The organism is Pedobacter steynii, from assembly GCF_001721645.1.
In the GTDB taxonomy this organism is placed as follows: Bacteria; Bacteroidota; Bacteroidia; order Sphingobacteriales; family Sphingobacteriaceae; genus Pedobacter; species Pedobacter steynii_A.
Map to the genome: position 1 here is coordinate 1590705 of NZ_CP017141.1, position 22480 is coordinate 1613184.

A 22480-nucleotide genomic window follows, 5' to 3' on the forward strand; every position below is an offset into this window, starting at 1 on the left:
TATCTTTAAAACAGTATAATAGAAAAAACATTGTTTGTATGCCGATAAAAATAATTTAAAAAAGTTAGAACCAAATATATACAATGAAAAAAGTTTTTTACGCCCTTACTGCTGCCTTGTTGCTCTCCAATATGGTGACCAAGGCTCAGAACGAACCTTATTTTACGGCATATCCTGCATTAACGCCAGATGGTCAGACTGTTGTGTTTAGTTTTGAAGGAGACTTATGGAAAGTTCCTGCTGCCGGAGGCGCAGCGAGCCGTCTTACTGCAATGCCTGGCGATGAGATTAATCCTAAAGTTTCCCCGGATGGAAAATGGCTTGCTTTTTCTTCCAACCAGTTTGGAAACTACGATGTTTACCTGATGCCCCTGAATGGTGGTACGGTAAAACAACTGACTTTCCATGATGCTGCGGATGAAGTGGATAACTGGAGCTGGGATTCTAAAAGCATTTATTTTACTTCAGGACGGTATAATATGTATACTGCCTATAAGGTAGGAATCAACGGGGGGACGGCAACACGCCTGTTCGATCATTATTTCAATACCATTCACAATATTGCCGAGGCACCTAACGGGGAGTTGTTTTTTAATGATACCTGGGAAAGTAAAAACTTTGCCAACCGCAAGCGTTACAAAGGGGCCTTTAACCCCGATATCCAATCCTGGAATCCCAAGACAAAATCATATAAACAATATACAGACTATAAAGGCAAGGATTTCTGGGCTACAGTAGATAAAAACGGAAATGTTTTCTTCGCCTCGGATGAATGGAATGAAGAATATAACCTGTATACTTTTAAAGCAGGTAAAAAAACACGTCTGACTGATTTTAAGACGGCGATTAAGCGCCCAACGGTTGCTGCTGATGGAAATAAAATAGTATTCGAGAAAGATTATCAGCTTTATCTATATGATGTGGCTACTCAGAAATCTGAGAAGATCAGAATAGGCATTTCCAGAAATAACATCCTGGAAAAAGAGCAGGAATTTGATGTCCGCGCCTCAATTACCGCATTTGACCTTTCTCCTGACGGGAAGAAAATTGCATTTATTTCCAGAGGAGAACTGTTTGTCAGTGATGCGGAAGGGAAATTTGTTAAAAAGATGGAACGAGGAGCATCCTCAACGGAACGTGCAATGGAAGTAAAATGGCTTGCTGATAACCGTACCCTACTTTTTAACCAGACCTATAAAGGCTATCAAAACTGGTTTACCCTTGCTGCAGATGGAAAGGCCGCAATTAAACAGCTGACCAAAGACAATAGAAATAACCGGGATATCGCGTTTAATAAGGCAGGTACACAGGCCGTTTACCTGAGCGGCAGGGATGAGGTCCGTATGCTGGACCTGAAATCTCTGGAAAGCAGGACCGTGGTAAAGGATGAAATCTGGGCCTTTTCGAACTCTTCCCCATCCTTCTCTCCTAATGGGGAATACCTCTTGTTCACTGCCTATCGTAATTTTGAACAGGATATTTTTGTACACCACATCAAGGACAATAAAACACTGAACCTGACCAATACAGGTGTTTCTGAGGCTGCTCCGGCATGGTCGCCGGATGGAAAATACATTTATTTTGTCAGCTCCAGAACAAAGCCTTCTTATCCTACCGGAATGCAGGACGCACATGTCTACAGAATGGCTTTGGATGAATACGATGAGCCCTATCGTATGGATAAGTTTGACGAGCTGTTTACAGAGAAAAAGGAGGAGAAACCAGAGGTAAAAAGCACCGCTAAAAAAGATACCACAAAAACCAAAACTGCGGAAAAGAAAGAGACGAAGCCTGTAGTGATCACCATCAATACCCAGAATATCATGGACCGGATTGAACTTCAGGGGCCATCTTTCGGATCACAACAAGGGGTAGAAGTACTCGCTAAAGGAGATAAAACCTATATGTTCTTCTATTCTAATCACGAAGGCGGTATTCCCGGAATTTACCGGACCATAACAGAGCCTTTTGAAAGCAGTAAAACAGAAAAGGTGACTGAAGGATACGGGGGGCTTGTTGAAGCAGGAGGTAAATATTATATGCTTGTCCGTGGGGTAATCAATAAATACAATCTGGAGGGAAATAAACTGGAGCGTTTAGATATCGGATTTAAATTTAACCGGAACCTGAATGAGGAGTTTAATCAGATGTTCTATGAAACCTGGGCTGGACTGGAAGAGAATTTCTATAACGAAACTTTCCATGGAGTAGATTGGTTAAAAACACAACAGCATTATGCCGGTTATCTTCCTTATCTGAATAACCGCAGTGACCTCCGGATACTTTTAAACGACATGTTGGGAGAATTAAACTCCTCGCACCTTGGCTTTAACAGCTTCGGGGCTGAAGAGCGTAAAAACCTGAACTATGCGACCAATGAAACCGGAATCATTTTTTCTGATACTGAGCCGCTTAAAATAGCCCGTATCGTAGGAAAAAGCAATGCCAGGCATACTGGCGTTGACCTGAAAGCAGGGGATGTTATTACGATGGTGAATGGGATTAAAGTGGATAAATATACCGACCGGGATGCTTATTTTACCATGCCTTCCCTCGGACAAGAAATGACTTTAACTGTTGATCGAGGAGGAAAAACCATCACCGCCAAAGTACATCCACAGAGTTCAGGTACCTTGAGGGGCAATCTTTATGATGAATGGATTGCAAAAAACAGAGATCGGGTAAAACAACTGGGAAATAATAGGATTGCCTATACTTACATGAAAAACATGGGTGGTGGCGAGCTGGAAAACTTCCTGCTGGACATGGTTGCACAAGAGAATAATAAAGAAGGAATTATTCTGGATCTGCGTTACAATACCGGAGGCAATGTACATGATGAGGTACTGAAGTTCCTGGCACAGCGTCCATACCTGCAATGGAAATACCGTGGCGGAAAAATGGCTCCGCAAAGTAATTTCGGTCCTGCCGCAAAACCAATCGTATTGCTGATCAATGAACAGTCGCTAAGTGATGCCGAGATGACGGCCGCAGGATTCAAAGAATTAAAATTAGGTAAGATTATTGGCACAGAAACCTATCGTTGGATTATCTTTACCTCCGCTAAGGGTCTGGTAGATGGTTCATCTTACCGCCTTCCTTCCTGGGGATGTTATACCCTGGACGGAAAGAATATAGAAAGTGAAGGGGTATCTCCTGATATTTATGTGAAAAATACATTTACTGACCGGTTGGAGGATAAGGACCCGCAACTGGAACGCGCAGTAGCAGAGATACTAAAAGATTTAAAAAAATAATATGGAAAACCTGTTAACGGACAGACAGTTTTGGGTGAATTATTGGGAGAGCAAAACCGGGCTATCGGTTAACATTCCGTCAGATTATCTTTTTCATCGCGAGCTTGGTGAAATTATTAATAAACAAGGTGTAAAGACTGCCATAGAACTCGGAGGTTTTCCAGGGTACTATGCGGTATTTTTAAAAAAATATTTCAAACTCAACGTTACCCTGCTGGACTATTTTGTCCATCAGCCGGTAACGAATGCTTTGCTGGAAGCCAATCAGTTGAAAGAAGCGGACATTCATATCGTGGAAACCGATTTGTTTAACTATCAACCGGAAAATCAGTTTGACCTGGTGTTGTCCTGCGGCCTGATTGAACATTTTAACGATACCGCCGATATCATTAACAGGCATATTGCCTTTGTTAAACCAGGAGGAACTTTATTCATTACCCTGCCGAATTTTAAGGCACTGAATGGCTGGTTCCAAAAGACGTTTGACAAAGAGAATTATGATAAGCACAACATCAACTGCATGGACCCGGACTTGCTGGCCAATATTTGTAAACAGGCCGGACTAGAAGTGGTTCAGTCTAAATACTTCGGACATTTTAGTCTTTGGCTGGAAAATGAAAAGAATAAACCTGCAGGTGTACGATTATTGAAGAAAACCATGTGGCTGGCGGGTAAATTGTTTACTAAGGTTTTTCCATTCAACTCCAGACAATTATCGCCTTATATTATTTTAGAGGCGAGAAAAGCATAAGCATATACTGATGAATCCGGGTTATCCGCCGAAATGGAATTAGATATTCCATCGTAAGGATGGCCCGGATTTTTCCTATCCGGCCATTGCGAAATCCTCAAAAGGGTTTTTATCCTAAACGTTGTTTTACGTACCTTTTAAGCCTTTCCCACAGGCTACCCTTTCTGGTAGACAGGAAGTCCTTGATGATCTCGTAAGCGGCTTTATTTTCCTTTATTTCGGAAGGATATTCAGTGATCGGCTTCGGATTGATGATCACATTGTAAATGTCGTTTATTCCAGAGTGGATTCCCGTTCCGTCATGGCCGATATTGTTGACCAGGGATTGAGATGGGTTTAATGTTAATCCTCCTTTTAAGAAGATCGAAGCATACCAGCGGATTGCCCAGGAATTATTTTTCCCCTTTTTGAAGTCCTGCATCTGTTTCCAGAAATTCATTTTATGCTCAATGGAGAAGGCCGATCTCTTTCTGGCATCAAATTGCGCCATCAGGGTATCGATATTGGGCTCGAAGTGTTGCCAGGCACGATCCCAGGTTGCCCAGCCCCAACTGGTTGCTGCACGGTAAAAGAAGGATTCAGGAAGGTTGTTTTCCTTCAGAGGATACATATACGCTCCGATATGCATCACCTGGTCCTCATTGCGGTAACGGTTTAAGGCTTCATTAAAATAAGTCAGCATATAGGGCGATGTAATGAGGTCATCTTCCATAACAATGACTTGCTTATAATCCTTTACCAGTCGGCTTACCCCGGCAATCACCGAGTTGGCCAGTCCCATATTTTCCTTACGTTCCACCACTTCAACAGACTTAAAACCTTCAATGTTCTTCAGCAGTTCGCGGACTTCCAGTACTTTGGCTTCATCCTCCGCAGACTTAAACCCATCTGAAAAGATAAATAACCTGCTTTCCGTCGCCAGCTGATTCTGCTTAAGGAATTTTATGGTTCGTTCGGTGTGCTGTGGCCTGTTGTAAACGAATAAGGCAATGGGTGCAAAGCTTTGCATATTTAGAAGATCTCGAGGTTTTGGGTTGATTTTTTAGTAAGAACGGTATAAGCATTACCAAATTGTTCCCGTTTGTTTTTTCCTAAAATAGCACCCAGAAGATTCTTGATCCGGTATTCCAGCTCAATTCTTAATGTCCTGAATAATGTTTTGGGTGTTTTCTTTACCTTAAATTCACAGAATTTGATGGTTTCAACAGGGGTAAGGGAAGTTTTTTCGGCGGTTATAGAAAAGCCCTCGCTTTGCAACAGAAAACGGATCAGGGTAGGGGTATACATATTGATATGCCCATAATTCAAAAAGTGCTTCATTCGCTTGTCGACCCCAAAACGATAGTCTAAAGGAACTTCTATCACCAGATATTTTGCTACTCTTTTTAATTCGCGAAGCAGTATCCGCTCATGCTCTACATGTTCCAGTACATGGGCCAGGATGACAAGGTCAAAGCTGTCGTCTGCATAAGGAATGGTATAACCATCAAAGCTGTTCACTTCCTTTAACCGTTCCAGCTTCCGGTCTCTGATTAAGGAAACGCCACTGTCTGCAATTTCCAGTGCATAGAGTTCTTTACCAAACTTCCAGTCGTTCAGGTAATGGAGAATGCTGCCATCTCCGGCGCCTACTTCCAATATCTTTTCAGGCTGAATTCCCTGACAAACTTCTATCAGGTTTTTGGCTTTGGATTTTGCACCCAGCATGCGCCATTCCACATCACTACCTGTGTAGAAATCATTATAGGAAGCGACAATATCTTCTGTGATTATGGCCATTTTAAATTAATCTTTAATACCGTCAATGATCAGAGAAGAATAACCTAAAGGCTCATTAAACCTTTTGTCGAACCTTCTGGATCTCAGAATATGACCGTCTTCACTTTTCCAGTCTACAAAATGAAACTGCTGCTGTTCGTTATAATATTCCAGTAGCTGAACCCGGAACCCGGAATCTTCCAGTACTTTGGATAGCTGTTGGTAATCGTATAGCAATTTATGATCGTCGGCACCTTCACCATATCCTCCGGGTTTTACCATATCGATATAATCTTTATTGGGGTGAAAACCATCCGGAACTGCAATCCTGATACTGCCCCCTTTTTCCAGGTATTGGTAACAGTTTTTTAAAGCAATTAATGCATTGTCATAGCTGATGTGTTCAAAAACATGTTCTGCCAGGAATTTGGTTACTTTCTTCTCCCCAAACAGGTTTTGAAAGGACTGCTTTTCCAATAGATTTAAACTCTCGATATTGGTGGGCAGCCAGTTGGCATAAGCAGTTTTCTCAGAGCCTATGATGATGTTCAAAGGTGCAGATGAATTCTTTATTTTGGACTTTAATTGAATAAGGTCCAGCATGTTTATTGGTTTTAATACGATTGATCTTACTACCTTTCTTAAGGACATTTGTAATGGTTATGTTTTTAATTGTCAGCAAGGGCCAGAAGCCCTTTGATATCGGGTTTGCCATGAGCTTTAAGGAATTAAACCTTCTCAGGCCCCCTCAATATTTAATACTCAAAGTTAAAATGTTAAACGCAAAAAGCTAGTATATCCGTATAATTATTGAAAGCAATGGTTATTCGCCTAAGATTGAGCTGAACGGGGCCTGTTTCTGATTTTTTCAAATAGGGTGATCAGGAATAGGGATTTGAGCATCATAATGCCTTGTGGCCGGGTTTTTGGCACCAGCAGCACCATGAAGTTCGTGCAAAAATAGGCAATCAACGTAGCCACAGCCGCCCCGGTGATCCCATATTCAGGAATCCAGTAAACATTTAAAACAATATTGATCAGCGCCCCTGCCCCGGTGCGGAACATAGAGAATTTGGTATAGCCTTCGGCAATGAGAAACTGACCGCTGGCTGTTCCCAGGAAGGTGAAAATGCCGGCCCAGATATGGATAGATAAAACGTGTGAGGCTTTCCAGTATTCCGGAGTATAAAACAGGTGATAAATAATTGGGGAGGCAAAGGTCATGAAAATGGCGATACTCAGGCTAATCCACACCATAAGGTCATACATATTCTGCAGGCGCTTCTGGTATCGCTCAGGATCATCTCTTTTTGCGTTCATAATTGCCGGGAAAACGGCAGTAACAATGGCAACAGGGATAAAATACCAGGACTCCGATAATTGAACCACACTTGAATAAATTCCTTGTTCTTTAGAGCCCAGATAGCTTTGAATCATCAGCGCATCTATTTTCATGTAAATGGAAACCAGAATTGCTGAAAAGGCCATTGGCCAGGAATTTTTTAATAAGAATTTAGCAATGCTGCTTTCAAACTTCCATTCAAAAATAGAAGATCCGTTTTTTTGGTACACATAGATATAACCTATAGCCAGTAAGATCACATCCAGAAGCAGGGCAAATATAAACCAGTTCAGGCTCATCCCGCAGAGGATGAGTATTAATTTGAATGCAGCAGAGACCAGATTTCCCAATATCTGGACGCTCATGATAAATTTACCCTGTGTCCTGGACTGGAAATAACTGTCGATAATGTTAAATGCCTGAAATATCCCCGTAAAGCTGACTATCAGGACGTAGGAAAAAGAAGCCTCTATCGGTTTAATCCCATTAAGAATCTGATAGGCGAAATAGATGAGTGGAAGGATGGCTAGTCCTCCGATGAGTTTTAGGATGAATGCCGTTCCCAGAAGCTGATTTTTCTGCTCAGGAAAACGCAGCAGTTCTCTTGTTACAAAGCCATCCAGGCCTAATGCTGCTGCGGCAATGAAAAAAGTAGCAAATGCCAACGGATAATTATATATACCGAATTGGGTTGCACCCAGATAGTTGCTGACATATATACCAATCAGAATTTTTATTCCAAGGCTACCCACTCTGGCGATTAATAACCAGCCTGCATTTTTAGCATATTTCTCTATTGCTCCCTGATCAAAACCAGGAATACTTGGAATTTTCATTCTTCTTTAGCCTTGCTTAATTTATGTTAAAGGTGCGCCAACAGCAATAGCACAGCTATGTCCCGGTTGTCCATGTGCAGGATTCAGTTTAACCCCTTTTTGGTTTTTTGGAATGGCAGGAGCGCTTGTTGTTACCGGAGTACTTGCCGGACTGGCGGTAACCGGAACTGCAACCGGCGTAGTTGGAGCAGCTGTAGCAGACGTGTTATTTTTTGCGGTCAGAGGAGCCCCAACCGGAAGTGCACAATCATGAAAAGGCTGGCCATGAGCAGGATTATTTGCTGGCCTCTCTCCGGTACTGGCTACCGGCGTTGTGGCGGAAGGCAGGCCTGTCGGTGTTGGAGTGATCACCGTTTGTGTTTGCTTTGGACTGGAATTACAGGCAGACAATGCGACAACAAAACAACTGATATAAAGAATCCTTTTCATAAGCGTATATTTTTTTGTTCTTTTATAAAGATAACAGAAAGACAAATATGTGAAATTTGTTGGGTTATCTTAGATAGCTCCGCCCAATCCTTCGCAATTGTTGCAAATGATGGTTCAAATGAATTTCTATAAATCTCAACCATTGAAAAGCATTTAAATATCCAAGTTTTGGATGAGGCGTTTTTAGCGCCCTATCCGCATTTTTGATCTGCTCGCAGGCGACATCCAGTTGTGAAAGAAACTCATCCATCATCTCCAAAGCCTCGGCTTTGCTGACTTTCCTCAGTCTGGCTGCAAGTTTTTTAGGAGCCTTATATTTTTTTCCGGGAGGTAAGCGGCCAAAGAACAAAATCAGTTTCACAGCAAAAGCAGTTGCTTTGCTTTCTCCTTTGCCGGATATGGTATTGGTCATTTCCGTTAAGGAAAGGATACTCGCATCAAAAATATGAAAGTAAACCTCACTGTAAGACCAGCCTCCGACAGGGGGGCTCAGTAAAAAAGTGGATTCATCAATCTCTTTCAGCCGATTTCGATACCTGTCTGCAATATCCAGAATCCTTTTATGATCTTTAGTCCTGCTCATCTTGAAAATGTTATTCTTTGTTCATGAGCGCAAAGATTTGATCTTTGCTGGACTGAAAATCAAGTGTTTCTGTGACCGCAACGAAATTTTTAGGATCTGCAATATAGGGGTAAGCATATTTTGCCAGTTCCAACTTTTTAGAGTCAAAATAAAATTGATTCAGAAAAGTAATCAATTGTTTTGTGGTCATCAAATTGGTCTTTACTGCGGCTTTTATCAGCTTTAGCTGGTTTTGCTCAAAGGGTTCACGTTTAAACATCTCCATCAGTTTGGTATGCTCTTCTGTAGTCATCACTTCATGCCCAATTGGTTCATCCCCATTGTTGTTATTGTTGTTGAAGCTCCTGTCCCAGTTGTCCAATGCATATTGTCCACGGTCAAATACCGGAAGATTGACCACATTGCGTAGTCCGGATCTTTTCGAATAACTGAACAGCATGCGGGTATTTGCAGGAACATTGATCCGTTTGCGGAAAACTTCCTGGCTATCTTGCATCACGATCAGTGTTGGGATGCTCCTGTATACCTCATAAAACCGAAAACGGCCTTTAGCGGATCCGGCAAAGTCGTCATCCAGGTAAACGACATAATTCCCGCGTTCAGGAATCTCAACAAATACTTCGGAACTGCTGCGACTTTGCCCAAAAATGAGCAGGGTCTGTAGCATGGCTACAAGGACTAAAACTAATCTTTTCATGCGGTTTTTTTATTGGTGTGTACTTAGGAAACGCGAATCCTGTACCAAAAATTATCGCCTTTAGAAATGATTTAGTAATTCTTCCAGATGTGTGATCTGCCACAACACATCTTCCGGTTTTTCCTTGTTCAGGGGATTAAAATAAATGGCCTTCATTCCATAACCCTGAGCGCCGCGGATGTCGGCTTCCAGGCTATCTCCAATCATAATGCTCTCTTCTTTTTGAGCGGAAGCTTTTTGCAAAGCATACTCAAAAATGGCTTTGTCAGGCTTGTTAACACCTACATCCTCTGAAATGATCACATTTGTGAAATAGGGATTTAACCCTGATTTATCCATTTTGATTAAGGTGCTTTCCTTGAATCCATTGGAAATGATGTGTAACGTATATTTTTTTTGCAGGTAAGTCAATACTTTTTCTGAGCCCTCAAATAAATTGGTTCTTGTAGGGGTCATACGAACATAATCGTCTTCAAATTGAGACGGAATATGAGCAGGATGTATACCTAACTGAATAAAAGTTTTACTGAAACGCTCAGATCTTAACGTTTCTTTAGTGATTTTTCCTAAATGGTATTCTGCCCATAACAAGTGGTTATTCTCAGTATAAGTGTCAATAAATTGACGTGAAGAATGCAGGCCCAGGGATTCAAGCTGATACTGATGATATAATTCCATCAGTGTTTCTTCCGCGTTTCGGTCAAAATCCCAGATCGTATGGTCTAAGTCGAAAAAAATATGTTTAATCATTATTCAGGGGGTTATACCGGTGTCAATACCTTGCGGTAATCCAGACCAGCGCAACAAAGATAAAAACAATCATTACTTTCAGGTATCGAAGTATCCTTGTGGCAATGGTATATTGTCTCCTTGCATTTTCAGCAGTAATGGAACGTAGGTAGTTGAAATATTGAGGAAACAGGTTTGCGATGGTCAGCAGCAGGTACAATGCCGTTGCTACGGTCATCAAATTATAGAGGTCCGATTTGTGACCAAAAGCATTGGGTTTCCCCGAGATGCTGAAATGTGTTGGAATGGATTCCGGAAGCTTTGAATAAGCCAATACCAGATAGGTCCATCCCGTCAATAAAAGCAACAATCCCAAAGCTTCCAATCCTTTGTCGACAAAGGAAAGCTGAAGTTTCAGGACCGGTCTTTTTTCTGCACTCATTTTTGAACTTTATTGTTTGACACCATAGGCGAGGTCTCCTGCATCACCCAGACCAGGAACGATATACGATTTACTGGTCATTTCCTCGTCAATAGCGCCCAGCCAAAGCTTCGCCTTAGGCAGATTTGCCCGCACATGACTAACCCCTTCTGTACTGGCAATGGCCGATACAATGTGTAATTCCTTAATCTGGTAACGGTTTAACAATTCTTTGCAGCACAACACCATGCTCATCCCGGTTGCGAGCATCGGATCGGCCATGATCACCACCTTGTCGGTCAGATCGGGAGTCGAAATATATTCCACCTGGATCACGAAATTTCCGTTTTTATGGTTCTTCCGATATGCGGTAATAAATGTAGATTCTGCCTGATCAAAGACGTTTAATAAACCCTGATGTAGGGGGATTCCTGCCCTTAAGATGGTGGCTAATACCGGTTGCTCCGTCAAAAAAGCAGTGTTAGCCAGGCCTAAGGGTGTTTGAGTTTCTTTTCGTTGAAATTCAAGCGTCTTGCTGATCTCATAGGCAAAAAACTCTCCCAGACGCTCCATGTTTTTTCGGAAACGCATGGAATCTTTCTGGATGTTCTCGTCACGGAGCTCGGCCAGGAAAGCATTGGCAATGGAAGTCGTCTTATCAAGGTTAAATATCATCGTGTGAAGGTCTAGAAGGTGTAAAGATAAAAGATTAGGCAAGAGCAATGGCCTTATCATGCCAGAGACTGTAAAAACTACCGTTAACCAACTTTACATGATCCATCAGTTCATTTAGTTGTAGCAGCAGGTCTTTAGCGGTTTTTCCAGACCGTAACCCCATATCTGTCAATGCAATCGGGTATATTTTTAACTGGGATTGTTTTTCTATCTGAAGATCATACCAGTAAAACGGACTGCATGTGCCTGCTCTGAAGCCTGGGGTATCCGGATAATACATACTGTAATCATGGTTGATGTTTTTTGTCGTCAGTCTGAGATAACTCCTGGGGATTTTTAACCTTTCTTCCCAGTTGCTACTCCTTTTTTTATCCGGAAGGAGGAACTCCGGCGGACCGGAAATGCCATTTTTATTCATTTCTGCAAGCAGACCATGAATCCCTTTTATCTGCTGTTCATAATGTTTTCTTTGCAATTGCTCTTTTAGTAAAGAGTTCATAAAATGTAAAGCTCTTTTCAATCTGCTGGGATGAGGGGCTGGCCTGGGAGAGTAAGCCGGCCGGAAGCTGAAATCTTTCTTCCCAAACAAAAGGGAAGGGAAATTTTTAAGCAGAATGTTTTTTAAAATCAGTGACCATTCATCAATTACGGGTACCTGGAGTAAACCCAGTTTATGCTGAAGGCTTAATGCAGCGCGGTAGTTAGGCCCCTTACGGTCGTCAAAAGGAAGGTATTCCTCATATCTGCTCAGAAAGTAAAAAGAAGCTGCAAAAATGTCAAAAGGTAAACAGCTGCCCGCTACCGGAAAGGGGACTTTTTGATCTCCAAAAGTGGTGATCCCTATCCGTTGGGCTTTGATCTTCTGATCGGTCAGTAATCCGGTGCTTTTGAAAAATAGTGAGTTGCCAGCTGCTTGTTTCCCGTAACAAAATTTCGGCCCTTCGAAGTTGATAAATTCAGCTAAGTTCTGGCTGATGTCCAGATCGGTCCGGAGTATATCCCTAAAAATAAAATTAAAGATATATTTTATGCGTGGAGTGATCAATGGGGTATAAACCAGAAGCCTCATAGTATATAATTATAGTATATAAAACTTATCTTTGGATCTCATAGTAAATATACATATGAAATTTCAAATTGTTTTAGCAGGGAGGATAATTTCTGTCAATTAAACCTATATACGACGAACCCGAGCTGCTGAAAAGAATTATCGGAGGGGACCGACAAGCTTTCAGTCAATTATTTGAAGCCCGGTATCCCGGTCTTTATGCTTTTGCCTTGAAGCTGACACGATCTCCAGTACTGTCAGAAGAAATTATTCAGGACGTTTTTCTAAACATCTGGTTAAACAGGTCCGGCCTTGGAAATGTGGCTAATTTTAGAGCTTATCTCCATAGAATTGCGCGTAACCTTTCTTTAAATGCCCTGCGCAATATTGCTAAACACAAAGTGCTGGTCGGCGATTTCGAAGCAGATGAAAACTTTCCTGATCATTCTACAGAATATGCACTGGATTATAAAGATACAGTAGCGCTGATGCATAAAGCGATAGAAAAACTTCCCCCTCAGCAGCAACAGGTCTATAACCTTTGTCATAAAGAAGGGCTGACTTATGAACAGGCCGCGCTTCGGTTGAATATTGCTCCTGCAACGGTCCATTCTCACATGAAAGGCGCCCTGCGCGGGCTCCGTGTTTACTTTAAGAAGATGGGAATCCCGATGGTAATTGTTGCCTTGATCTTACGCTAAGATAGTTTTTTGTGTATTTCTGAAAATATTTCATACCAGACTACCCCTACCTTTCTTTTCCGGTGTCTATATAAGGGTAAACGGTAGCTGACGATAAAGACGAGATGAATAAACCGTTTCCACGAAATATGATGAATCAGAAACTTCCTTATTTGTTAAACCAGTACTTAAATGAAAAATGCTCATTAGAGGAGCTTGCAGAATTTTATGAACTGGTTGATGATCCTGCAAATGAAAAGGAACTAAGTGACCTGCTTGACGATGCTATAAATACATCTACCGATGAAAAACAGCTGACCGCAAATCAGGAATCCGATCTGCTTCAGTATATCTTCGATTACAAGGAAAGCCAGAAACAGCAATCTGTAGCTGTTCGGAGCTGGGATTATCGCAGTTGGTCTGCCGCTGCGGTAATCTTTCTTATCCTTTGTCTGGGGCTCTATTATTTTAAATCTGATCGTTTCGTAAAAGAGGACACTGCGGTCTTAATTGTCCCCGGAGGAGATAAAGCGCTGCTGACCTTAGCAGATGGAAAAGTGATTAACCTGCAAAATGCACGGAATGGTGAACTGGCTGAAGTATCGGGAGTTAAGATTGTCAAAACGGGAGAAGGCCAGCTGATTTACCGCATCAGCGGCGGTGCTGATCAGGTAAAAACCAGTCAGAATACCATTAGTACACCCAGAGGAGGACAATATACACTGACCCTGCCGGACGGAACAAAAGTATGGCTCAACGCGGCTTCGTCTTTAAAGTTTCCGACTGCTTTTTCTAAGGTTAATGAACGTAAAGTAGCACTCAGTGGGGAAGCTTACTTTGAGGTAGCGAAACTCAAAAATCCTTTTATAGTTACCACAGATCAGCAAAAGGTAGAGGTTCTAGGAACACATTTCGACATCAATGCCTATCCGGATGAACCCCATACCAGAACAACACTTCTGGAGGGATCAATAAGGGTATCTTCTCTGAAGACGGGTCATGAGGTAACTTTAAGTCCGGGAGAAGCGTCTATTCTTAAGCCAGCCGGGTTAAGCGTGCAAAAGGCGGATATGGAAAGAAACACGGACTGGAAAAATGGGGTATTCATTTTTAAGAATGAGAGCCTGGAAGAGATTATGCGAAAGCTGGCGCGATGGTATGATGTAGAAGTGGTTTATGAACCTGGTGCCCCGCGACAGGAAACGTTTAGCGGAAGTGTATCTAAATATGACCATATCAGTAAGGTGCTGCGCAAACTGGAGCTCACTGGAGAAGTCCGCTTTAAGATCCAGGGAAAAAAGATCACTGTATTGAAATAAAAATATAAACCATTAAGACATCTATGAACAGATATTGACCATAAACATCCAGAATCCTGAGGTGGCTGAATTAAAAAAGCCGGATGGTGCTACGAACACGATCCGGCTAAAAAATTGAGTTAACCCCTTCCGGCTTTAAAACCGGGAGAAATAAGATTGCACTCATCCGGGCATTAACCCAACTAATCAAAATTATGAAATTAAATGCTTTTAACCTAGGCATGCTATGCTCCTGGCTGCCGCCAAAATTTCTATTAGTTGTGAAATTAGTTGTAATAATAATGACTGTCAGCTTGTTACAGGTGAGCGCTGCGGGTTTCGCCCAGCGGGTAACCTTAAGCGGGAAACAGCTGAGTCTGGAGCAGGTCTTTAAAGAGATTACCAAACAAACCGGTTATCAGGTTTTTTATGCCGATAAAAATATCGATGCCAAAAAGATGCTGCAGGTTAACTTCAGGAATTCAGCGCTGACAGAGGTAATGGATAAATGTCTGGACAATCAGGTATTGTCTTATATCATCGAAGATAAAAGCATTGTAATTCGCGTTAAAGAGCACTCTGTATTGGAAAGGGTGATGAGTTATATCAACTCCATTGATGTGAAAGGAACCGTGCTGGATGAAAACGGAGAACCCTTGCCAAAAGCCACGATAAAAGTTAAAGGGACAGATCACATTGTCTTTACCAATGAAAATGGGGTTTTTCAATTCACTAACATCGCAGAGAATGCGGTATTGCAGGTTTTTTATTTAGGCTATAAAACCAAAGAAATCACGGGAGCTGAACTTAAATCCAACCCTTCTGTTCAGATGGAAGTAAAAGCCGGTGAGCTGAAAGAGGTCAGCGTAATGGTAAATACCGGATATCAGCATATACCAAAGGAGCGGGCAACAGGTTCTTTCACTCAAATCAATAATGAGACCCTCAATAAACAGGTTGGTGGCAATATTTTAGACCGTTTAAATGGAATTGCAAACGGGGTGGCTTTTGATGCGAATAAAAACCGACCTGCAGTAACGGTGCGTGGGCTAAGCTCGATTAACGGGCCTATGGCACCATTGGTTATCCTTGATAATTTCCCTTATGAAGGAGATGTAAATAACATCAATCCGAATGATATTGAAAATATCAGTATCCTTAAAGATGCCGCTGCCGCTTCCATTTGGGGCGCAAGAGCGGGAAATGGAGTGATTGTCATCACCACCAAAAAGGGTGCTTTTGATCAGCCTTTAAAGATTGGGTTTAACTCAAATGTAAGCATCACAGCCCGGCCGGACCTATTCGATCTCAAGCAGATGAGCACAAATGATTTTATTGATTTTGAACAGCGGATGTATGAGTTGGGTGCCTACAAAAGCAAGGAAACGGATAAGAAAAAAGAAGAACTATCGGAGGTGATAGAACTGTTGATTGCAGCCAGGGAGAAAAAGATTACAGATGCGCAGGCAAAAGCGGGTATTGATGCCCTGAGAGGTATTGATTCCAGAAATGATGCCATGAAATATCTTTACAATACTGCAGCCGAACAGCAATATGCATTGAGCTTTCAAGGTGGAAACAAGCAGATGACCTATAACATTTCCGGAGGTTATGACCGCTCAGTTTCCAGTCTTTCAGAAAAATATAACAAAGTGAACCTGCGTGCAGCAAACGTGTTTAAGCCTATAGATAAACTTCAGATCAGTACTTCTTTGTATTATACAAAAAGCAATAGTCAATCAGGAAAACCCGGATATAGTGCCAATGGCATTGGAAAAACTATCTATCCGTATACCCGCCTGATGGATGAGAACGGCGAAGCAATGCCTTTACATGTCTATCGGAAGGCTTATACGGATACCGCAGGAATGGGCAGGTTGCTCGACTGGAAGTATTATCCCCTGGAAGATTATAAACACAATACTACCGAAACGAATTTACAAAGCATCCTGGCCAGCCTGGGACTAAGATATGAACTGATTAAAGGGCTGAGCCTGGATCTGAAATATCAATATGAAAACCAGCAGATCAAAACTGAAAACCTGAAAGACCTGGAAAGTTTTGATACAAGAGACCTGATCAATCAGTTTTCTAAGCTCGACCGCAAAACTGGAATTGTAACCTATAATGCCCCTTATGGAAGTCAGCTGGATAAAAGTAATGCCGCTGTGGTTTCGCATAACGCACGTTTACAGGCAGATTTCAACAGGACTTTTGAAGATCATAACATCGCCGCACTGGCCGGAACAGAAGTAAGACAGATCTCGAGGACATCCGGAAGAAATATCATTTATGGGTATGATGAAGAGACGCTGAGAACCGGGAAAACAGATTACCTGAATCCTTATCCCAGCTTTATTGATGGGTCTAAGCTTTATCTGTTTGACGGATTAAAAGCGGAAGAATGGCGCAATAATTACGTTTCCTTTTTTGGAAACGCTTCCTATACCTATAAAAGAAAATATACCCTTTCCGGAAGCATGCGTAAAGATATGTCTAACCTTTTTGGGGTAAAAACCAATGAAAAAGGCGTTCCGCTATGGTCGGTAGGATCATCCTGGAACATTTCGGACGAATCTTTTTATAACCTTTCATTTTTGCCGTATTTAAAACTGAGAACAACTTATGGCCTGAGCGGGAATCTGGATAGCAGAAGGTCTGCAATAACGACCATCAGAAGCGGGGGGACTGCCTTTTATACCAACCTGCCGCAGTCTTTCATCGAGAATTACCCCAATCCGGAACTGAGATGGGAAAAGGTGAAGATGTTTAACATTGGAGCAGATTTTCAACTCATCAATAATGTGCTTTCGGGAAGTGTGGAGTATTACCATAAATCAGGGGTTGATTTGTTCGGCAGGTCTGAGATGGATTATACCACCACCGGTGCGGGAGAGATGATTAAGAATGCGGCCAATATGATGGGAAGAGGGGTTGATGTCGAACTGAACACTAAAATCATTGACCGGACTTTCAAATGGACACAACTTTTCAATTTTAATTACAACTCGAACAAGGTGACTAAATACCTGCTGAAAAATGCAGTGGCAAGTGACCTGGTTAACGATGGGATCAATGTCTTTACCCCGTTGGTTGGGCAGCCGGTTTTCTCGGTCATCTCACTCAAATGGGCAGGACTGGACCCGCTTACCGGAGATCCGCAGGGCTATTTAAACGGTCAGGTATCCAAAGATTACAGAGAATTTATCGGAGCGAAAAGCAAAATGTCCGACCTCGTGTTTAACGGATCTTCGACCCCTGTTGTTTTTGGTAACCTGATGAATACCTGGAGCTGGAAAGACCTGGCCTTAACGGTTAACATCACCTATAAAATGGGACATTATTTTAGAAGAACTTCGGTCAATTATATCGAACTGACGGGTAATAAAGGCAGGGGACATTCGGATTATGCGAACCGCTGGCAAAAACCAGGTGATGAAAAACATACGGATGTGCCTTCATTTGTTTATCCGGTGGATAAGGAAAGGGATCAGCTTTATGCGGCTTCAGAGGCGCTGGTAAGCAAGGCAGATCACATTCGACTACAATTTGTAAACCTCTCTTACAGTTTAAAGAAAGCGAACTGGTCAAAATTGCCGTTTCAACAGGTTCAGGTTTTTACCAATGCCAGTAACCTGGGAATTTTATGGAGGGCAAATCAATTCGGGATCGATCCGGAATATAGCAAGACCTATAGTCCGGCGGCAAGTTATTCACTGGGACTACGTGCAGATTTTTAATCCTTGGGCAGATGAAAAGAATTAATTTATATATCGTTTTGCTGATCATGCTGGGAAGTCTGGTTTCCTGCAAAAAATTTCTGGACGAAAAACCGGATAAAGCATTGGTGGTGCCCACCAGAATTGAAGACTATCAATCTATTTTAGATGGCAGCTTTGAGATGAATCTCTCGTCGGTTTTTTCTCCTTTGATCAGTGCGGATGATTATTACCTGAGTACAGCGGACTATAATAAGCTGGGTGTATATGACAGAAGGTTATACACCTGGGAAGACCGTAGCATGAACGAGGAGTCTACCAACGACTGGAAGTCTACCTATGCACAGGTGTACAATACCAATATTGTACTGGAAGGCCTGGAGAAGATCAAACGTACGGCTTCTAATGAGGCAAAATGGGATAACCTTAAAGGTTCTGCTTTGTTTTTTCGCGGTCGTCTCTTTTTTGAAGCGGCATTGATCTGGGCGAAAGCTTACGATGCCGGCTCCGCGCAAACTGATCCTGGAGTTCCGCTCACCATGACGAGCGATTTTAACATAAAGACAACGCGGCCGACTGTAAAAGAGAGCTATGAACGTATTCTGGCTGACCTGACGGAGGCGGCCGCACTTTTGCCAGTAAATGCAATCCATAACATCCGTCCCTCCAAAGCAGCAGCTTATGCTTATTTATCCCGGGTTTATCTTGCGATGCGGGATTACAACAATGCCGGTAAATACGCAGATTTGAGCCTGCAGCTAAACCATAAATTAATCGATTATGCAGGTTTAGACGATATGGCCCCTTATCCGATGCCAGGAGTAGAGAACCCGGAAGTGATCGTGTTTTTTGTAACGGACCTCTCTTTTACCCCGCGGATAGATCCACAGTTCTTTGAGCAATATACCGGGAATGACTACAGGAAAACCATTTTCTTTGAAGAATTAAGGGATGGCTCAATTGGTTTTAAAGGAAGCTATGACGGCGGATATTCCTATTTCACTGGAGTAGCTACGGACGAGATGTACCTGAACAGAGCGGAGTGTTATGCCCGGTCCGGAAAGCTGAGTGAAGCCCTTGCAGATCTGAATCTGCTGTTATCGAAGCGGATTAAAAATTTCGAAAATTTAACCATTGGAGATCCGAAAGCTGCCTTAAAACTTATTCTGGAGGAACGAAAAAAAGAACTGCTCCTAAGAGGAACGCGCTGGATGGATTTAAAGCGACTGAATAAAGAACCTGAATTTCAACAGACATTGAAAAGAGACATTGCTGGTCTCAGCTTTACCTTAAAACCAAACGATCCAAAATATGCTTTGCCAATCCCGGAAAGAATCATTGCGCTATCCGGCATTCCGCAAAATGTGAGGTAGTTAAGCTCAATGAAAATTGAAAAAAGAATTTGAAGCAGCTAGCTGCTTCAGAATACCCCCCCCTAATGCCCCTCCTTCGGACAACCCCTGTCCGGAGGGGGTTTTTTGTTTAAAACAGTCCCTGCTTTTCTTTACATTGGTTTAACCTGCTTTCCCCTAAAGGATGTCCGGATTATTGGGAATAACCTTATCTTTGATCTTTACGAACCCTAACCTAACTGATAAATAGAGAATCTGCAGATGAAATTTCAACTTGTATCAGACTATAAGCCAACAGGAGACCAGCCTACTGCCATTAAGCAATTGGTGGAAGGTGTAAACAACGAAGAAAATTATCAGACATTGTTAGGTGTAACAGGCTCTGGTAAGACTTTTACCATAGCCAACGTTATTCAGCAAACTCAGAAACCAACCTTAATTCTGAGTCATAACAAAACCTTAGCGGCGCAGCTTTATGGAGAGTTTAAGCAGTTTTTTCCTGAAAATGCGGTCAACTATTTTGTCTCTTATTACGATTATTATCAGCCTGAGGCATTTATGCCGAGCACGAATACTTATATAGAAAAAGACCTTAGCATCAATGAGGAGATTGAGAAGTTAAGGCTGCGGACCACCTCGGCATTAATGTCCGGACGCAGGGATGTCATTGTGGTTTCTTCCATTTCCTGTATTTATGGTATGGGAAACCCCGAAGATTTTTCCAGATCTGTTTTTCGCTTTGCTGTAGGAACCAGGATTTCCAGAAATAGCTTTTTGCACAGTCTGGTAGAGATTTTATATGCCCGGACCACGAATGAGTTTAAAAGGGGAACATTCCGGGTAAAAGGAGATACGGTAGATATCTTCCCTGCTTACCTGGATAATGCTTACCGCATTTCCTTCTTTGGTGATGACATTGAAGAATTAAGTGTGATCGACCCGGTAACCGGAAAAACTTTGGAGAAACTGGAAGATATGGCCATTTATCCTGCCAATCTGTTCGTGACTCCAAAAGACCGCTTTACTTCTTCGATCTGGGGGATTCAGGAAGAACTGGAGATCCGCAAAAATCAATTGATTGGCGATCGTCATGTACTGGAAGCCAAAAGGTTGGAGGAAAGGGTGAACTTTGATATTGAAATGATGAAGGAGCTTGGGTATTGCTCCGGAATTGAAAATTACTCCCGTTTCTTTGATGGTCGTTCACCGGGAATGCGTCCTTTCTGTTTGCTGGATTATTTTCCTGATGATTACCTGATGGTGATCGACGAAAGCCATGTTACCGTACCTCAGATCCGGGCGATGTATGGAGGAGACCGGTCGCGTAAAATGTCTTTGGTGGAATATGGTTTCCGTTTGCCTTCAGCGCTGGATAACAGGCCTTTAAATTTTGATGAATTTGAGAACCTCGCTCCCCAGACGATCTATGTAAGTGCCACACCGGCAGATTATGAATTGCAGAAAACGGAAGGAGTGGTTATTGAACAGGTGATCAGGCCAACCGGTCTACTGGATCCGCTGATTGAAATCAGGCCAGCGGTTAATCAGGTGGATGACCTGCTGGACCAGATTGATAAAACCATTAAAATGGGCGATCGGGTATTGGTAACTACGCTGACCAAAAGAATGGCAGAAGAGCTGGCCAAGTACATGGACCGTTTAAATATAAAATGCCGTTACATTCACTCTGAAGTGAAAACCCTGGAAAGGGTAGAAATCCTGAGAGGGCTTCGACTCGGAGAATTTGATGTGTTGATCGGGATTAACTTGTTGAGAGAGGGGCTGGATTTACCGGAAGTTTCTCTGGTGGCAATTCTGGATGCAGATAAGGAAGGTTTCCTTCGCTCAGACCGTGCGCTGATCCAGACAATTGGAAGGGCAGCCCGTAATGACAGAGGAAGAGTGATCATGTATGCAGACAACATCACCGATTCTATGGAAAGAACGATTTCTGAAACCAACAGGCGCCGGGAGAAACAGATTGCTTACAACCTGGAACATGGCATTACGCCAAAAACAGTTGGGAAAAGCAGGGAGGCGATATTGGAGCAGACCTCCGTATTGGATTTCTCTGGAAATGCAGCAAGGGCCAAGGCCTATGTGGAGGTGGATGAAGTGAGTATGGCTGCAGATCCTATCGTTCAGTTTATGACAAAAACTGAAATGCAGAAATCAATTGATAAAACCCGTAAGGACATGTCTAAGGCTGCAAAAGAAATGGACTTCCTGATGGCTGCAAGATTGCGTGACGAGATGTTTGCCATGGAAAAAGTATTTGAAGAAAGATTTAGTAAATAAGCATCAGCTTATGTTTTATATAATTAACAATGGACGGAAAGAATAGAAAAGACATTTATCCAGGATTGGAAGTAGACATTATCTTGAAGAAAGATCAGAGAACGGGGCAGTTAACAAGGGGCATTGTTGCAAATCTGTTGACTTCTTCTCCATATCATTCCAGAGGGATCAAAGTGCGTCTGGAAGATGGTCAGGTAGGGCGTGTGGCCGAAATTATAGGCGATTAAGGCTTGTAATGTAATTCAAATGCAATAATCTATGGACTTTTGTAATAATGAAATTCTAATTCCGTCTATATTTGTAAACATCAAATTAACATAATGGGATTTTTAAAATTTCTTTTTATCGCTTTTCTGGTACTGTATATCCTGCGGATCATTTTCCGTTTGGTATTTCCTATGGTACTGAAAAACATGTTTAGCAAGGTGCAGCAACAGGCTGAAAACCAGGCCAGACAACGCAACAATAAACCTGAAGGGGACATTTCTATCGATTATATGCCACCCCAGCCAAAAGGCGGAAGAACGGATAAACTGGGTGATTTCGTAGATTATGAAGAGATAAAATAGCGGTATTTTATTCTTATCGATAAATTTACTTCCTAATC

At 42.2% G+C, this 22480-nt stretch carries 20 protein-coding genes; 9 read left to right on the top strand and 11 right to left on the bottom strand.

Annotated elements, in window-relative coordinates; all coding sequences use genetic code 11:
- Positions 1-83 precede the first annotated feature (83 nt).
- Both BFS30_RS06530 and BFS30_RS06535 read left to right on the top strand, forming a co-directional pair.
- Positions 84-3257 (top strand): S41 family peptidase, encoded by a 3174-nt coding sequence (locus BFS30_RS06530; protein WP_069378544.1) that lies wholly within the window; start codon positions 84-86, stop codon positions 3255-3257.
- 1 nt (position 3258) lies between these two features.
- Entirely contained in the window at positions 3259-4008 is a 750-nt protein-coding gene (locus BFS30_RS06535; protein ID WP_069378545.1) for a class I SAM-dependent methyltransferase, read from the top strand.
- Positions 4009-4117: 109 nt separating this feature from the next.
- Here BFS30_RS06535 and BFS30_RS06540 read toward each other — a convergent pair whose 3' ends face one another.
- The 11 genes from BFS30_RS06540 to BFS30_RS06590 all read right to left on the bottom strand — a co-directional run bounded on the left by BFS30_RS06540 (position 4118) and on the right by BFS30_RS06590 (position 12547).
- Entirely contained in the window at positions 4118-5017 is a 900-nt protein-coding gene (locus tag BFS30_RS06540; RefSeq protein WP_069378546.1) for a glycosyltransferase, read from the bottom strand.
- A gap of 2 nt (positions 5018-5019) precedes the next feature.
- Complete coding sequence (locus BFS30_RS06545) at positions 5020-5787, bottom strand: class I SAM-dependent methyltransferase (protein WP_069378547.1); 768 nt, start codon at positions 5785-5787, stop codon at positions 5020-5022.
- A 6-nt stretch (positions 5788-5793) separates the two neighbouring features.
- A complete protein-coding gene (locus BFS30_RS06550; protein WP_069378548.1) occupies positions 5794-6369 on the bottom strand; it encodes a hypothetical protein in 576 nt (191 codons plus the stop codon).
- Between the two features lie 228 nt (positions 6370-6597).
- Entirely contained in the window at positions 6598-7944 is a 1347-nt protein-coding gene (locus BFS30_RS06555; RefSeq protein WP_069378549.1) for a flippase, read from the bottom strand.
- A 21-nt stretch (positions 7945-7965) separates the two neighbouring features.
- Positions 7966-8373 (bottom strand): hypothetical protein, encoded by a 408-nt coding sequence (locus BFS30_RS06560; RefSeq protein ID WP_069378550.1) that lies wholly within the window; start codon positions 8371-8373, stop codon positions 7966-7968.
- A gap of 64 nt (positions 8374-8437) precedes the next feature.
- Positions 8438-8956, bottom strand: coding sequence for a DinB family protein (locus tag BFS30_RS06565; RefSeq protein ID WP_069378551.1), 519 nt, complete (start codon positions 8954-8956; stop codon positions 8438-8440).
- Between the two features lie 10 nt (positions 8957-8966).
- Positions 8967-9653 carry a DUF4476 domain-containing protein gene (locus tag BFS30_RS06570; RefSeq protein WP_083251977.1) on the bottom strand — a complete coding sequence of 229 codons (687 nt, stop codon included), beginning with the start codon at positions 9651-9653 and terminating at the stop codon, positions 8967-8969.
- A gap of 60 nt (positions 9654-9713) precedes the next feature.
- Positions 9714-10403 (bottom strand): YjjG family noncanonical pyrimidine nucleotidase, encoded by a 690-nt coding sequence (locus BFS30_RS06575; RefSeq protein WP_069378553.1) that lies wholly within the window; start codon positions 10401-10403, stop codon positions 9714-9716.
- Between the two features lie 22 nt (positions 10404-10425).
- On the bottom strand, positions 10426-10824 hold the full coding sequence (locus BFS30_RS06580; protein WP_069378554.1) for a DUF1648 domain-containing protein: 399 nt from the start codon (positions 10822-10824) through the stop codon (positions 10426-10428).
- Between the two features lie 9 nt (positions 10825-10833).
- Entirely contained in the window at positions 10834-11478 is a 645-nt protein-coding gene (gene upp, locus BFS30_RS06585; protein WP_069378555.1) for a uracil phosphoribosyltransferase, read from the bottom strand.
- Positions 11479-11512: 34 nt separating this feature from the next.
- Positions 11513-12547, bottom strand: a complete 1035-nt coding sequence (locus BFS30_RS06590; RefSeq protein ID WP_069378556.1) for a DUF7033 domain-containing protein — start codon at positions 12545-12547, stop codon at positions 11513-11515.
- A gap of 140 nt (positions 12548-12687) precedes the next feature.
- On the opposite strand from BFS30_RS06590, the gene BFS30_RS06595 reads away from it, so the two are divergent.
- The 7 genes from BFS30_RS06595 (at position 12688) to BFS30_RS06625 (ending at position 22442) form a co-directional block, all read left to right on the top strand.
- Positions 12688-13227, top strand: a complete 540-nt coding sequence (locus BFS30_RS06595; RefSeq protein WP_257785603.1) for an RNA polymerase sigma factor — start codon at positions 12688-12690, stop codon at positions 13225-13227.
- A 128-nt stretch (positions 13228-13355) separates the two neighbouring features.
- Complete coding sequence (locus BFS30_RS06600) at positions 13356-14525, top strand: FecR family protein (RefSeq protein ID WP_167353132.1); 1170 nt, start codon at positions 13356-13358, stop codon at positions 14523-14525.
- A gap of 281 nt (positions 14526-14806) precedes the next feature.
- Entirely contained in the window at positions 14807-18244 is a 3438-nt protein-coding gene (locus BFS30_RS06605; protein ID WP_167353133.1) for a SusC/RagA family TonB-linked outer membrane protein, read from the top strand.
- A gap of 11 nt (positions 18245-18255) precedes the next feature.
- Positions 18256-19596, top strand: a complete 1341-nt coding sequence (locus BFS30_RS06610; protein WP_069378560.1) for a RagB/SusD family nutrient uptake outer membrane protein — start codon at positions 18256-18258, stop codon at positions 19594-19596.
- A gap of 240 nt (positions 19597-19836) precedes the next feature.
- The gene (gene uvrB / locus BFS30_RS06615; RefSeq protein ID WP_069378561.1) at positions 19837-21873 is read left to right on the top strand and encodes an excinuclease ABC subunit UvrB; all 2037 of its coding nucleotides are present in this window, start codon (positions 19837-19839) and stop codon (positions 21871-21873) included.
- 29 nt (positions 21874-21902) lie between these two features.
- Positions 21903-22100: a YwbE family protein gene (locus BFS30_RS06620; RefSeq protein WP_069378562.1), complete on the top strand. Its 198-nt coding sequence runs from the start codon at positions 21903-21905 to the stop codon at positions 22098-22100.
- A gap of 93 nt (positions 22101-22193) precedes the next feature.
- A complete protein-coding gene (locus BFS30_RS06625) occupies positions 22194-22442 on the top strand; it encodes a DUF4834 family protein (protein WP_069378563.1) in 249 nt (82 codons plus the stop codon).
- Positions 22443-22480 lie beyond the last annotated feature (38 nt).